This window comes from Streptomyces sp. NBC_00271 (assembly GCF_036178845.1).
In the GTDB taxonomy this organism is placed as follows: domain Bacteria; phylum Actinomycetota; class Actinomycetes; order Streptomycetales; family Streptomycetaceae; genus Streptomyces.
This window is the reverse complement of sequence record NZ_CP108070.1, coordinates 5,629,125-5,642,702: the sequence shown is the minus strand read 5'-3', so window position 1 is coordinate 5,642,702 and position 13,578 is coordinate 5,629,125. Positions and strand designations below refer to the sequence as shown.

Below are 13,578 nucleotides of genomic sequence, written 5' to 3'. Positions count from 1 at the left end.
AGGAGGACCTAGGTTCCGCGCGGGGCGCCCCGCAGCCGACGCGCGATCTCCAGCTGGACCGCCTCCAGCGGGCGGCCGTCCTCGATGTCCCACAGAGTGTTCTGTAGGACACGACCGAGGGTCCAGGCACGGGCCCGCTCGCGATCCAGGCCCATGACGTCGGTCATCGCGTCGAAGCGCCAGCGGATCTCGGCGGGCTCGAAGCGGTTGCCGAGCGCCGGGCAGAGGTCGAAGCCGGGGTCGCCCGCGAGCGGCTTGGGGTCAATGGCGACCCAGCGCCCGCGGCCGACGGAGCGGGCGTCCCCGTCCTGGAGACCGTCGGGGTCGCGGAGGTCCTGCAGGACGTTGTCGTAATGGAGGTCCCAGTGGAGGAGACGGTCACCCGGCTCGGTCGCCACCTCGCGCACCGCCGCCGCGCAGTCCTCGACGAGACGACGCTCGGCCTGGTCCGCGATCAGTTTCAGGGCCCCCGGCACCCGCTCCAGCATGGCCCCCGCGATGTCACCGAGCCGCCGCATCCCCTCCGGCGCCGGCACGGCCGTCAGCCGGGCCAGCAGCCGCGCGACGACCAGCGCGGCCTCGCGTGTGTCGGGGAGGTGCGTCAACATGCGGGTCTGATCGAGCCGTTCGAGCAGCAGGGTGCAGGTGGCCTCGTCGTGGGCGAGGAGACGTACGGCCGCGCCACCGTCCCAGACACGCAGGGCGGCCGGCTCACCCGCGCTCTCCTCGTCCAGGAGCTGGAGCTTGAGCACGGCCGGGGTGCCGTCGGCCCGCAGCACCGGCAGGACCAGCGCCGTGACACCGTGCATGGAGGGGCCGTCGAGGCGCAGCTCCCAGCGCTCCAGGAAGTGCGCCGCCCGCTCGGGCAGCCCGGCGACGAAGGCGCGCCCCGCCGCTCCGTTGTACTTGTCCTGCGAGGCGGTCAGACCCACCGGAACGTCGATCACAGAGCCGAGCCTACGTGCGGCGGTGAGGCGGCTCATGCGCATTGACGGGGCCCTGCACCGCGTCGGGAGCTACATACGCAGTGCCCCCGGCACTTACGTGTGGCTTGGGATCCTCTTCGTCACCACAGTGGCTCTGCACCACATGTCTCCGGATTTCGAAGAGGACTTCCTGCGCCAGCGGTCCACGAACATCCACGAGCTGTCGGACAGCCCCGTACGGGTGCTGATCACCAGTGCGATGTGGATCGACGGCGGTCTCTGGCTGCCGTACGCCGTCCTGTTCACCGCCTTCCACGCCCAGGCGGAGCGCTGGCTGGGCACCCTGCGCTGGCTGGCGGTCGCGGTGGCCGCGCACGTCCTGGCGACGCTGATCAGTGAGGGAGCGCTGCTGGGCGCGATCAAGCGCGGGGCGGCGCCGCACTCGGCGGTCGACACCCTGGACATCGGGGTGAGCTACGCGCTGGCGGGCGTCATAGGGGTCCTCACCTACCGCGTCGCGGTGCCGTGGCGGTACCTCTGGCTGGCGGTCATCCTCGCGGTCTACGGCCTGCCGCTGGTCACCGGCCGCACCTTCACCGATTTCGGGCATTTCATATCGATCCTGATAGGTCTCTGCTGCTATCCGCTGGTCAGAGGCCGCGGAAAAGCATGGAATCCGAAGGAGACACTGGCCACCCTCAGGGGTTAACGTCCCGGCCATGAGCAGCAGCACAGGCAGCGGCACGGCCAACGGCGGCATCTCCTTCTGGTACGCGGACGACGGTCTGCCCGAGCCCCGCGAGCCCCTCCCGGGCGACGCGACCGCCGACGTCGTGATCGTCGGAGGCGGCTACACGGGCCTGTGGACCGCGTACTACCTCAAGAAGGCGGCCCCCTTCCTGCGCGTCACCGTCCTGGAGCAGAAGTTCTGCGGCTACGGCGCCTCCGGGCGCAACGGCGGCTGGCTCTACAACGGCATCGCGGGCCGCGACCGGTACGCCAAGCTGCACGGCCACGAGGCGGCGGTCCGTCTCCAGAAGGCGATGAACGAGACGGTCGACGAGGTCGTCCGGGTCACCGCCGAAGAGGGCATCGAGGCGGACGTCCACCAGGGCGGCGTCCTCGAAGTGGCCTACACGCCCGCCCAGCTGGCCCGCCTGAAGGCCTTCCACGCGCACGAGCTCTCCTACGGCGAGAAGGACCGCGAGCTCTACGGCGCCCGGGAGACCGTCGAGCGCGTCCGGGTCGCGGACGCGGTCGGCTCGACCTGGACCCCGCACGGGGCGCGTCTGCACCCGGTGAAGCTCATCAAGGGGCTGGCGGCGGCCGCCGAGGCACTCGGCGTCACGATCCACGAGAAGACGCCGGTCACCGAGATCCGCCCGAAGCACGCGGTCACGCCGTACGGCACTGTGCGCGCCCCCTACGTCCTGCGCTGCACGGAGGGCTTCACGGCCTCCTTGAAAGGCCAGAAGCGCACCTGGCTGCCCATGAACTCCTCCATGATCGCGACCGAGCGGCTGACCCCGGAGCAGTGGGCGACGATCGGCTGGGAGGGCCGCGAGACACTCGGCGACATGGCGCACGCCTACATGTACGCCCAGCGCACCGCCGACGACCGCATCGCGCTCGGCGGCCGGGGCGTCCCGTACCGCTTCGGCTCGCGCACCGACAACGACGGCCGCACCCAGCAGGCGACCATCGACGCCCTCCACGAGATCCTGGTCCGCTTCTTCCCGTCCCTGGCCGGCGTACGGGTGGCGCACGCCTGGTCGGGCGTCCTGGGCGTCCCCCGCGACTGGTGCGCCACCGTCACCCTGGACCGCTCCACCGGCCTCGGCTGGGCGGGCGGCTACGTCGGGTCGGGCGTCGCGACGACGAATCTCGCCGCGCGCACCCTGCGGGACCTGATCCAGCAGGACTCGGGCCAGGCGGGCCCGACCGACCTGACCGCCCTCCCGTGGGTCGGCCACAAGGTCCGCAAGTGGGAGCCGGAGCCGTTTCGCTGGCTGGGCGTGCAGGGCATGTACGCCACCTACCGCACGGCCGACCGCCGCGAACTCACCACGCACAGTGCGCAGTCGTCGCGGCTCGCACGGATGGCGGACCGCGTCGCGGGCCGGCACTGACCACCCCTGCGGGAGCTGGGGAAGCGGGTTCAGGGGACCGACTCGGGCACGGGGGCCGGTGCGGTCGCGTGTCTGGGGGTCCTCGCGGTGACCATGAGGCCCGCGACCAGACCGGCCAGGAGCGTGATTCCGGCGGCCCACCAGATGGCGACCGTGTAGCCGTGCACGATGCCCTCGCGGACGATCAGGGCCTTCCGGGTGGGGCTGGCGAGGTGCGCGGCGATGTACACCGCGCCGCTGGTGGTGGCGATCGTGTTCAGCAGGGCCGTACCGATCGAACCGCCCACCTGCTGTGAGGTGTTGACGGTCGCGGAGGTCACGCCGGAGTCCTGTGGGGCGACCCCGGCGGTGGCGGTGGCGAAGACCGGCATGAAGATCAGGCCCATGCCGAGGCCCATCAGGATCAGACCGGGCAGCAGCCGGCCCGCGTAGTCGGCGTCGACCGTGAGGTGGGTGAAGAACAGCATCCCGGAAGCCGCGAGGAGCGCTCCGGGGACCATCAGCACGCGCGGTGCCACGCGGCGCAGCAGTCGCGCCGAGATCTGCGTCGTACAGATGACGATCGCGGCGGTCATGGGCAGGAAGGCCAGGCCCGCCCACACGGGCGAGTATCCGAGGACGACCTGCAGGTAGTAGGTCATGAACAGGAAAATGCCGAACATGCCGATGACGGCGAGGGCCATCGTCAGGAAGCAGCCCGCGCGCGTGCGGTCCTTGATGATGTGGAGCGGGAGCAGCGGGCTCGGGGCCCTCGTCTGCCAGTACACGAACGTGGTCAGCAGCACGATTCCGCCCGCGAGGAGGGCCAGCACCAGCGGGTCCGTCCAGCCGCGCGGCTCCGCCTCGCTGACTCCGTAGACGATCGTGACCAGTCCGCCGCAGCCGAGCAGCACACCGGGGATGTCGAGCCGGGCGCGGGTGTTGCCCGGGGGGTCGGGCAGCAGCGCGAACGCGCCGAAGACCCCGACGACGGCGATGGGGATGTTGACGTACAGGCACCAGCGCCAGTTCAGGTACTCGGTCAGCAGCCCGCCCATGATGAGTCCGATCGCCGAGCCGCTGCCCGCGAGGGCGCTGTAGACGCCGAAGGCCTTTCCGCGTTCCTTCGGCTGGGTGAAGGTGGTGGTCAGCAGGCTGAGCGCGGAGGGGGCCAGGACGGCGGCGAAGGCGCCTTGGAGGGCGCGGGCGCCGTAGAGCATGGCGGAGTTGGCCGCCGCGCCGCCGATCGCGGAGGCGGCCGCGAAGCCGATGAGGCCGAAGACGAAGGTGCGTCTGCGGCCGACGAGGTCCGCGATCCGGCCGCCGAGCAGCAGGAGACCGCCGAAGGCCAGCGTGTACGCGGTGATGACCCACTGCCGGTTGCCGTCGGACATGCCCAGAGCGCGCTGCGCGGAGGGAAGCGCGATGTTCACTATGGTCGCGTCGAGGACGACCATCAGCTGCGCGAGGGCGATGACCACCAGGCCCCACCAGCGGCGGGAGTCGGCGCCTTGGGAGGTTCCAGGGGCGCCGCGTTCACCTGATCGGGTGCGGCTCACTTGCCCAGAAGACCATGAATTGGTATGTATCGCATCTTTCCGGATGGTGATCCCGATTCATGGCTCCAGAACCACCTTTCCGAGGGTGGCGCGGGTCTCCAGGGCCCGGTGGGCCTCGGCCGCCGCGGCCAGCGGGAAACGGGTCACGGCCGGGGTGAGGCGGCCCGCGGCGGCTTCGGCGAGAGCCCTCAGCTCCAGCGTGCGGACGGGGTCGGGACCGCCCGCCGCGCGCAGCATCACGGGGCCGAGGACCTGCTCGGACACCCCCTCCACGAGCAGTGGCCCGCCGCTCTGGATGCCCTCGCCGGACCAGCCGAAGACGAGGTGTTTCCCGCCGGGGCCGAGGAGGTCGACGGCGGCGCGGGCGACGTCGCCGCCGACGCCGTCGAAGACGACGGTGACCGGCTTCCCGCCCAGATGGGCGCGGACCCGGTCCGGCCAGCCGCCGTCCTTGTAGTCGACGGCCAGGTCGGCGCCGTTCTCGTGGACGCGGGCCGCCTTCTCCGGGCCGCCCGCGAGACCGATCACGGTGGCACCCGCGTGCCGGGCGTACTGCACGAGCAGGGTGCCGATACCGCCCGCGGCGGCGGGGATCAGGGCCACGGAGCCGGGGCCCAGCTCGGCGAACTGGAGGATCCCCATCGTCGTACGGCCCGTGCCGATCATGGCGACGGCTTGGGCGAAGTCCAGGTTCTCCGGGATCTCGTGCAGGCGGTCGACGTCGGTGACGGCCAGTTCGGCGTAGCCCCCGGGGGCGAACCCGAGGTGGGCGACGACGCGCCTGCCGAGCCAGTGGCCCTCGACGCCCGCACCGAGGGTCTCGACGGTGCCGGCGACCTCACGGCCGGGGATCGTGGGCAGCGGGGTGGGGGCGGGCGCCGGGCCCCGGGCGCCCGCGCGCAGGGCGGCGTCCAGGAGGTGGACACCGGCCGCGGCCACGGCGATACGGACCTGCCCCGGGCCCGGCTCGGGATCCTCGGTCTTCTCGTAGGTGAGGTTCTCGGCCGGGCCGAAGGTGTGCAGGCGGATGGCGTGCATGACGGTCTCCCTCGCTGACGTCCTGAGGCGTGCTTGATCGCTCGGTGGTGGTGCGGCTCAGCGTTCAGCCTCAAGCGCGCTTGAGGTCAAGGCGCGGGTGAGGGGTGTGCGGGGTCGGAGGCGCGGGTCGGGGGCGTTGTCAGTGGCGGCGTGCAGGATGGGGGCATGGTGCGAAAAGCGGCGGGCGGGGCGAGCGGGCGGGGCCAGGGGGCGCGGCGGCCGGAGGTGCGGTTGCCGCCGCTGGAACCCCATGACGGCTCCGAGCTGGAGCCGGACGGGGACTATGACGGGCTGGAGTTCCGGGAGGCGGACTTCGTCGGGCAGGACGGCGGAGGAGCGACCTTCATGGACTGCGCCCTGACGGGGTGCGCGCTGGACGAGACGCGACTGCACCACGCGCGGGTGCTGGACTCGGTCCTGACGGGCATACGGGGTGTGGGCACCGATCTCGCCGAGTCGACCTGGCGCGACGTCGAGTTGGTGGACGCCCGCTTGGGCGGGGTGCAGTTGCACGGGGCGGTGCTGGAGCGGGTCCTGATCCGCGGCGGCAAGATCGACTATCTGAACCTGCGCAAGGCCCGGCTCAAGGACGTCGTCTTCGAGGGATGCGTGCTGGTCGAGCCGGATTTCGGGGCCGCCCGGCTGGAGCGCGTGGAGTTCGTGGACTGCGTCCTGAAGGGGGCGGACCTCACCGCGGCCACCCTGACGGACGTGGACCTGCGCCACGCGGCGGAGCTGGACATCGCGCGGGGCGTGGACCGGCTGGCGGGGGCGGTGATCAGTCCGAGCCAGTTGCTCGACCTGGCGCCCGTGTTCGCCGCGGCGCTGGGGGTGCGGGTGGACGGGGGACCGGGACCGGGAGCGTCCTGAGCCGGCGTCGAGTGGGGGGTACGGGGGTCTCAGCCCACTCGGGGGAAGCGGGCCTGGAGGGTCCAGATCGCCGGGTTCTCGGCGAGGTCGTCGTGCAGGTCCGTGAGGTCGGCGATCAGGTCGTGCAGGAAGTCGCGGGCCTCGCGGCGCAGTGCGGAGTGGGAGAAGGTCAGTGGCTCCTCGTCGCCCGGCATCCAGTCGGCCTCGATGTCCACCCAGCCGAAGCGCCGCTCGAAGAGCATGCGGTCCGTCGACTCGGTGAAGTCGAGCTCCGCGTGCTGGGGGCGCGAGGCCCGGCTGCCGCGCGGGTCCCGGTCGAGCTGCTCCACGATGTCGCACAGGGCCCACGCGAAGTCGAGCACCGGCACCCATCCCCAGGCCGTGGACAGCTCCCGGTCCGCCTTGGTGTCGGCGAGATAGACGTCACCGCAGAACAGGTCGTGCCGCAGCGCGTGGACGTCCGCGCGGCGGTAGTCGGTCTGCGGGGGGTCGGGGAAGCGGTTGGAGAGGGCGTAGCCGATGTCGAGCACGTAGGTGATGGTGTCATGGGCCCGGGGGAGGGGACACGGTTCCGCGGCGCGGGCGTGACCGGCCCCCACCGGCCGGCGGCCGGGCCCTCGGGCGGGGCGCGCGGCCTGGAGTGGGGTTGTCGGAGCCTCGTAGGATCGCCGGTGTGCCCCGATCTTCCGTCACCGTCCGCTTTGCTCAGGCCCCGGCTCTCGCCCTCGCTCTCGCGCTCACCCTCACCGCGTGCGGCGGCGGCGGTGGTGTGCACGGCAAGCCCGGTGCCACCGGGGCCCGGGATCCGTACTTCCCGAAGATGGGCAACGGTGGCTACGACGTCACGCACTACGCCCTGACCCTCTCCTACGACCCCAAGGCGCACCATCTCGACGGCACCGCCGAGATCACCGCCCGGGCCACCCAGAACCTCAGTGCCCTCAACCTGGACCTGAAGGGCCTGGACGTCACCGCCGTCACCGTCGAGGGCAAGGAGGCCCGCTGGAACCGGGCGGGCCAGGAGCTGACCGTGCGCCCGCACTCCGACCTCGACAAGGGCGAGACGTTCCGCGCGACGGTGCGCTACTCGGGCACCCCCGAGACACTCACCGACCGGGACGGCTCGCAGGAGGGCTGGCTGCCAACCGCCGACGGCGCCCTCGCCCTCGGTGAACCCACCGGCTCGATGGCCTGGTTCCCCGGCAACCACCACCCCTCCGACAAGGCGACGTACGACATCGCCGTCACCGTCCCGAAGGACCTGCGGGCGGTCTCCAACGGCGAGTTGACGAGCGAGACGACGGCGGCCGACGGCCGCAGGACCTTCACCTGGCACACGGCCGAACCGATGGCGAGCTATGTCGCCACGGTCGCGATCGGCCGGTACGTCATCACGCGCTCGACGACGAAGAACGGCCTGCCCGTGTACGTGGCGGTGGACCCGACGCAGACCGCGGCCGCGAAGAAGGTGCTGGCCGAGATCCCCGAGATCATGGACTGGGAGGCGTACAACTTCGGCCCGTACCCCTTCTCCTCGACGGGCGCGATCGTGGAACGCCGCGACGACGCGGGCTACGCCCTGGAGACCCAGACCCGCCCCGTCTTCCCCGGCGCCCCGGACACCGGCATCCTCGTCCACGAACTGGCCCACCAGTGGTACGGCGACTCCGTCACGCCCAAGTCCTGGCAGGACATGTGGCTCAACGAGGGCTTCGCCACGTACGCGGAGTGGCTGTACCAGGAGGACCACGACGGCGAGAGCGCCGACGAGATCTTCAACTCCCTCTACCGGGGCGACTACTACGACACCCCCGAGAAGAACAAGGCGGTCTGGGCCTTCCCGCCCGCCAAGCCCTCCAGCGCGGCCCACATCTCCGACCCGCCCGTCTACGAGCGTGGCGCGATGGTCCTGCACAAGATCCGCCGGACCGTCGGCGACGACACGTTCTACGACATCATCCAGGGCTGGGCCGCCGCCCACCGCCACGCCAACGTGTCCACGGCCGACTTCACGGCCTACGTCGAGAAGAAGGCCCCGGGCAAGGACTTCAGCGGCATCTGGAAGGACTGGCTGTACGGAGAGGGCAAGCCGCCCCGGGCATGACTCAGGTCCTCCCGTTCAGTGCTTTGCGCAGTACCGCGCAGGGGCGGCCCAGTTGGCGGTCCTCGCGGTGTCCGATGGTCTCGTAGCCGAGGGCGGTCCAGAAGGCGAGGCCCTGGGGGTTGTTGTCGAGGACGGCGAGGCGGGTGGCGTCTCGGCCGGTGCGGCGGAAGCGCTCCTCGACGAGTGCCGCGAGTTCACGTCCGTATCCCTTCCGCCGCTCCCGTGCGTCCACGATCAGCAGGCCGATCCACGGATCCGGATCGGTGGGGTCGGGATGGTGCGCGAGGGTGATCGCGACCCCGACGAGTCGTCCCGCGCTCCGCGCGAGCAGCACCTCGGCCCCCGGATGCGCCATCTCCTCGGTGAGCGCCGCCGCGACCTGCTCCGGCCGGATGTCGTGGGCGTCGGGGAAGTCCCCGCTGAGGGAGAAGAACTCGTGCTGGGAGGCGTAGAGGGAGGCGAGTTCGGTGAGGACGGTGACGGGGATGTCCTGGCCGGGTACGAGGGCTTCGAGAATCACCCGGTGCAGGCTAGCCAACGGGCTGGCCGGCCGGTCCCGTGCCCGGTGGTGGCCGGGCACGGGTGGGCAGGAGCGGGGACGGTCAGGTCTCGTCAGGGGTGGACGGGGGGCGGGGGCCGCCGAAGCCGTGTGCGGAGAGGTCGAACCAGTTGCCCTCCGGGTCCATGGCCCGGTACCCGGCGAAGGGGCGGTCGGTGAAGCGTTCGGCGGGCTTGTCCGCGCCCGCTTCGACCAGCGCGGCCGAGGTGGCTTCCGTGTCGGAGACGTGGAAGCCGAAGTGGTTCATGCCGAGCGGGGTGTCGCCGTCGAGGCGGTGCTTGATGAGGGCCAAGGAGAGATAGCCGTCGGAGAGGAAGCAACTGCCGTCGGGGTCCCGGTGGAAGAGTTCCATCGAGAAGACCGAGGTGTAGAAGGCGGCCAGTTTCTCCGGGTCCTTGGCGACGATCGCCAGGTGGCGGAGGCTCGGACGGGCCTGTTCGGACGCGGTGGGCTGCGGCACGGCGGCTGTCTCTTTCGGGATCGCCAAGATCATGTTGTGGAACGCGATGAGGTGCCAGTCCCCGGTGGCGGTCCGCTCCGCCATCGCCAAGGCGTGTGTTGTCGCCAGGGGCGCGCCCGTGGCGGTGAGGATCGTCGACTCGGCCTCGACCGTCGCCAGGTCGGGACGCAGGTGACGGACCGCGACGATCCTCGCGTCCAGCCGCGTCGAGGCGTACTGCGCACGGAACAGGCGGTCGTGGCCGGCCGCGATGCCCGCCCGGCCCGGTGGCTTGTCCCCCCGCACGGTGGTGAAGTCGCAGTCCGGGGAGAAGACGGAGGCGAAGAGCGCGGCGTCGGCCGATGCCCAGGCGCGGGCCATCGTTTTCCACAGGGTGTGGATCGCGTGCGTTTCGGCGGTCGTCATGACGTCAGACACCTACCGCGGTGCTCGTACGGACGCGCAGGGGGAGTTCGGTGCAGTCACTGTCGAGATGTTCGGCCGGGGGCGGAGCCCAGGCCGCGAGCGCGTGGTAGAACGCGTCGGCCCGGCGCTCCAGGTAGCAGATGATGTTGATCGGCCAGGCCGTCCGCCCGAAGACGTGGCGGTCCATGGGGGTGGGGCGCTCGCTGAGAACGAAGGCGCGTTCCCGCGGCGGCCCTATGCGGTGCCGGGGTGCATGTGGATGGAGCCCAGCAGTTCCAGGCCCAGGGCGTCCGCTTCCTTGGAGGCCTTGAGGAGGTCCCGGGAGTCGATCCACCAGGCGCGGTGCTCGTTCTCGTAGGCCGGTCCGAAGCGGGGCACGATCGTCTCGCTGAACTCGAGGCGGGCGGCCGGGTCCGAGGTGCGGGCGTTGCGGCCGAAGGCGACGCGTTCGACGTGGAGGGTGCCCCGGCCGGCGTTGCCCAGGAGGAGGGCGAAGCAGGGGAGGGGGGTTTGGGGGGTGATGAGCTGGTACTCGGTGACCGCGGCGGTGAGGAAGTCGTCGAGTGCCTGGTTGTCCATCAGGACGGTGGGGGGAGCGCTGTCGTTCGTACAGTGCTCGTCCGATAAGTCGGACAGGGAGTGGGACATGAGGTGGGGGCTCCGTTTCCCGTGGGGGGTGAGCGGGACGCCTGGGAGCCTAGAGGTGAATGCTTGAAGGTTTCAGTACCTTGCTCGGAACGTGGAGATATCCCTACGGAGGCAGGGGGCGGGGCGCGTGTGGTGGGAACGCGAGGAGCCCCTGGCCCGGTGTCCCGGGTCAGGGGCTCCTTCAACCGCCTTGTACGGATCAGACGTTGACGCCGAAGTCCTGGGCGATGCCCACGAGGCCCGAGGCGTAGCCCTGGCCGACCGCGCGGAACTTCCACTCCGCGCCGTTGCGGTAGAGCTCGCCGAAGACCATGGCGGTCTCGGTGGCGGCGTCCTCGCTCAGGTCGTAGCGAGCGATCTCGGCGCCGCCGGCCTGGTTGATGATGCGGATGTAGGCGTTGCGGACCTGGCCGAAGTTCTGCGAGCGGTTCTCCGCGTCGTAGATCGAGACCGGGAAGACGATCTTGTCGACGTCGGCGGGGAGGCCCGCCAGGTTGACGTTGATCGCCTCGTCGTCGCCCGCGCCCTCGCCCGTGCGGTTGTCGCCGGTGTGGACGATGGTCTGGTCCGGGGTCTGCTTGTTGTTGAAGAAGACGAAGTGACCGTCGGAGTAGACCTTGCCCTGGGTGTTGACCGCGATGGCCGAGGCGTCGAGGTCGAAGTCGGTGCCCGTGGTGGTGCGGACGTCCCAGCCGAGGCCCACGGTGACGGCGGTCAGGCCCGGAGCCTCCTTGGTGAGCGAGACGTTGCCACCCTTGGACAGGCTTACAGCCATTGTTGGGAGTCCCTTCCCTCGTTGCGTACGTGCGCTGTGCCCGTACGTATGGGCTTCGTACGGGCACGAAGCTACAGCTACACCTAAGAACGCCGAGAGGGGCGTAGAAGGTTCCTGCCCTCTTTACTTTCTTTACCCTCTTGGCGGACACCTGACGGCGAAAACGGGGTGACGTGGACCGGACATCCACGCGACCATGGACTCATGCCTGGTCCTTACGTCATCCGCGGCTCCGTCTCCCTCCCCGAGGCCGAGCTCCTGTGGCGTTTCTCCCGCTCCAGCGGGCCCGGCGGACAGCACGTCAACACCAGTGACTCGCAGGTCGAGCTGAGGTTCGACCTCGCGAAGACCGAGGCACTGCCCCCGGTCTGGAAGGACCGCGCCCTCGCCAAGCTCGCCGGGCGGCTCGTCGACGGCGTCATCGGCGTCCGCGCGTCCGAGCACCGGTCGCAGTGGCGCAACCGGGAGACCGCGGCCGTACGGCTCGCCTCCCTGCTCGCCGAGGCCACCGCGCCACCGCCCAAGCCCCGCCGGGCCACCCGCATCCCCCGGGGGATCAACGAGCGGCGGCTGCGCGAGAAGAAACAGCGCTCCGACACCAAGCGGGGCCGCTCCGGACGCGACTGGGGTTAGGAGCACCCGAGGCACCCCGCGGCACCCGAGGCACCCGCGTGTCTTCCGTGGGTGTCTCTTCTGTGGGCGTGTCGGCCACTGCGTGGGTATGAGGTGACAGGCCTTTGTGCCGAGTTGTCGCTAATCTCATGGAATGGACGGATACGAGGACAGGGCGCACCTGGAGTGGTGGGCCAATCGATCGACCTGCCTGGCGCGGATCCCCGTCCGGTTGCGGCAGGCCGCCGTGCCCGACGCCCGTGCGTGGGACGCCGTCGTCTCCGCGCCGCTGGACAGCGGCGCGCGTGAGGACATGCAGTTCCTGATCGAGGCCAGTCCGTACTTCACCCTCCGCTTCGCGGACGATTCCGTGAACGAGGTCGAAGTGGAGCGCTCCGGGGACGGCAGCCGACTGCGACTGAGCGCCGTCCCGGAGACGTGACGTCACATCAGGGGGCCGCGGTCCGTCAATGCCATGACGGGCAAGTCCGTGCCGGACCGCGGCGGCGACCAGGAGATGTGACGTATGAGCGACAGCGAATTTCCCGGAGAGAACGGGAATGACGACAAGAATGCGAAGAACGCGAACGCGAAGAAGGCCGAGAACGCGAAGGACGGCGCGAACGCGAACGAATTTCTCGCCGCGCGATTCGAATCCCACCGCGGTCACCTCCGCGCCGTCGCCTATCGCATGCTCGGCTCCCTCTCGGAGGCCGACGACGCCGTCCAGGAGGCCTGGCTCAAGCTCAGCCGCGTCGACGCCGACCGGGTCGACAACCTCGGCGGCTGGCTGACGACCGTCGTCGGCCGGGTCTGTCTCGACATGCTGCGCTCCCGCCGAAGTCGCGGTGAGGAGCCGCTCGGCCCCCTGGCGGAGGGGCCCGGTGTCCGGATGCCGGAGCCGGTGCTCAGCCCCGTCTCGGGCATCGACCCCGAACAGGAGGCGCTGCTCGCCGACTCGGTGGGCCTCGCCCTGTTGGTCGTACTGGAGACGCTGACGCCCGCCGAACGGCTCGCCTTCGTGCTGCACGACCTGTTCGCGGTGCCCTTCGAGGAGATCGCGCCCCTCGTGGGCCGTACGTCGGCGGCGTCCCGTCAGCTCGCCAGCCGGGCCCGGCGCAGGGTCCAGGGCGGGGCGCCCGTGCCCGATCCCGACCTGGGGCGGCAGCGGGCGGTCGTGGACGCCTTCCTCGCGGCGGCGCGGGAGGGCGACTTCGACGCGCTCGTCGCCGTGCTCGACCCGGACGTGGTGGCCCGGAGCGAGGGCGGGGTGACGGCCGGTGCCATCGCCGTGGCCTCGGGGGCGAGCGGGTACGCGCACCTGGCCCGGATCGCCCGGCCCGCGCTCGTCAACGGCGCCGCGGGTGTGGTCGTGGTCGTGGAGGGGCGCCCCGTCGGTGTCCTCGCCTTCACGGTCGTGCACGGCAGGATCGCCGTCATCGACATCCTCAACGACCCGGAGCGGCTGGCCGGGCTGGACGTCACCGTCCTCGACCGGTAGCCCCCCGGCCCTC

The 13,578-nt window shown here is 71.0% G+C and carries 16 protein-coding genes; 7 read left to right on the top strand and 9 right to left on the bottom strand.

What is annotated here, in order from left to right:
- Window positions 1-8: 8 nt before the first annotated feature.
- The gene (locus OG798_RS25750; protein ID WP_413253556.1) at window positions 9-983 is read right to left on the bottom strand and encodes an aminoglycoside phosphotransferase family protein; all 975 of its coding nucleotides are present in this window, start codon (window positions 981-983) and stop codon (window positions 9-11) included.
- Between OG798_RS25750 and OG798_RS25745 the strand changes: the two genes are divergently transcribed.
- Both OG798_RS25745 and OG798_RS25740 read left to right on the top strand, forming a co-directional pair.
- On the top strand, window positions 982-1,635 hold the full coding sequence (locus OG798_RS25745) for a rhomboid-like protein (protein ID WP_179436529.1): 654 nt from the start codon (window positions 982-984) through the stop codon (window positions 1,633-1,635). The genes OG798_RS25750 and OG798_RS25745 overlap by 2 nt on opposite strands.
- Before the next feature lie 10 nt (window positions 1,636-1,645).
- On the top strand, window positions 1,646-3,055 hold the full coding sequence (locus tag OG798_RS25740; protein ID WP_121415737.1) for an NAD(P)/FAD-dependent oxidoreductase: 1,410 nt from the start codon (window positions 1,646-1,648) through the stop codon (window positions 3,053-3,055).
- 29 nt (window positions 3,056-3,084) lie between these two features.
- Here the strand turns inward: OG798_RS25740 and OG798_RS25735 are convergent, their stop codons facing one another.
- Window positions 3,085-4,593 carry an MFS transporter gene (locus OG798_RS25735; protein WP_328757736.1) on the bottom strand — a complete coding sequence of 503 codons (1,509 nt, stop codon included), beginning with the start codon at window positions 4,591-4,593 and terminating at the stop codon, window positions 3,085-3,087.
- A gap of 57 nt (window positions 4,594-4,650) precedes the next feature.
- Window positions 4,651-5,631 (bottom strand): zinc-binding dehydrogenase, encoded by a 981-nt coding sequence (locus tag OG798_RS25730; RefSeq protein WP_267062198.1) that lies wholly within the window; start codon window positions 5,629-5,631, stop codon window positions 4,651-4,653.
- Between the two features lie 165 nt (window positions 5,632-5,796).
- On the opposite strand from OG798_RS25730, the gene OG798_RS25725 reads away from it, so the two are divergent.
- Window positions 5,797-6,501, top strand: coding sequence for a pentapeptide repeat-containing protein (locus OG798_RS25725; RefSeq protein ID WP_095853957.1), 705 nt, complete (start codon window positions 5,797-5,799; stop codon window positions 6,499-6,501).
- Window positions 6,502-6,530: 29 nt separating this feature from the next.
- Here OG798_RS25725 and OG798_RS25720 read toward each other — a convergent pair whose 3' ends face one another.
- Window positions 6,531-7,031 (bottom strand): hypothetical protein, encoded by a 501-nt coding sequence (locus tag OG798_RS25720; protein ID WP_075027404.1) that lies wholly within the window; start codon window positions 7,029-7,031, stop codon window positions 6,531-6,533.
- Window positions 7,032-7,174: 143 nt separating this feature from the next.
- Between OG798_RS25720 and OG798_RS25715 the strand changes: the two genes are divergently transcribed.
- On the top strand, window positions 7,175-8,605 hold the full coding sequence (locus OG798_RS25715; RefSeq protein ID WP_328757735.1) for a M1 family metallopeptidase: 1,431 nt from the start codon (window positions 7,175-7,177) through the stop codon (window positions 8,603-8,605).
- A 1-nt stretch (window position 8,606) separates the two neighbouring features.
- Here OG798_RS25715 and OG798_RS25710 read toward each other — a convergent pair whose 3' ends face one another.
- The 5 genes from OG798_RS25710 to OG798_RS25690 all read right to left on the bottom strand — a co-directional run bounded on the left by OG798_RS25710 (window position 8,607) and on the right by OG798_RS25690 (window position 11,452).
- A complete protein-coding gene (locus tag OG798_RS25710) occupies window positions 8,607-9,125 on the bottom strand; it encodes a GNAT family N-acetyltransferase (RefSeq protein ID WP_328757734.1) in 519 nt (172 codons plus the stop codon).
- An 82-nt stretch (window positions 9,126-9,207) separates the two neighbouring features.
- Window positions 9,208-10,029 (bottom strand): SgcJ/EcaC family oxidoreductase, encoded by an 822-nt coding sequence (locus OG798_RS25705; RefSeq protein WP_328757733.1) that lies wholly within the window; start codon window positions 10,027-10,029, stop codon window positions 9,208-9,210.
- A gap of 4 nt (window positions 10,030-10,033) precedes the next feature.
- Entirely contained in the window at window positions 10,034-10,216 is a 183-nt protein-coding gene (locus OG798_RS25700; RefSeq protein WP_328757732.1) for a hypothetical protein, read from the bottom strand.
- A 47-nt stretch (window positions 10,217-10,263) separates the two neighbouring features.
- Window positions 10,264-10,677 (bottom strand): hypothetical protein, encoded by a 414-nt coding sequence (locus OG798_RS25695; RefSeq protein WP_328757731.1) that lies wholly within the window; start codon window positions 10,675-10,677, stop codon window positions 10,264-10,266.
- 199 nt (window positions 10,678-10,876) lie between these two features.
- The gene (locus OG798_RS25690) at window positions 10,877-11,452 is read right to left on the bottom strand and encodes a TerD family protein (protein WP_054235130.1); all 576 of its coding nucleotides are present in this window, start codon (window positions 11,450-11,452) and stop codon (window positions 10,877-10,879) included.
- A gap of 204 nt (window positions 11,453-11,656) precedes the next feature.
- On the opposite strand from OG798_RS25690, the gene arfB reads away from it, so the two are divergent.
- From arfB to OG798_RS25675, 3 genes are all read left to right on the top strand, one after another.
- Window positions 11,657-12,085, top strand: coding sequence for an alternative ribosome rescue aminoacyl-tRNA hydrolase ArfB (gene arfB / locus OG798_RS25685; RefSeq protein ID WP_328757730.1), 429 nt, complete (start codon window positions 11,657-11,659; stop codon window positions 12,083-12,085).
- Between the two features lie 133 nt (window positions 12,086-12,218).
- Window positions 12,219-12,506, top strand: a complete 288-nt coding sequence (locus OG798_RS25680) for a hypothetical protein (RefSeq protein ID WP_067371743.1) — start codon at window positions 12,219-12,221, stop codon at window positions 12,504-12,506.
- Between the two features lie 84 nt (window positions 12,507-12,590).
- On the top strand, window positions 12,591-13,565 hold the full coding sequence (locus OG798_RS25675; protein ID WP_095853959.1) for a sigma-70 family RNA polymerase sigma factor: 975 nt from the start codon (window positions 12,591-12,593) through the stop codon (window positions 13,563-13,565).
- The last annotated feature ends 13 nt before the right edge of the window (window positions 13,566-13,578 follow it).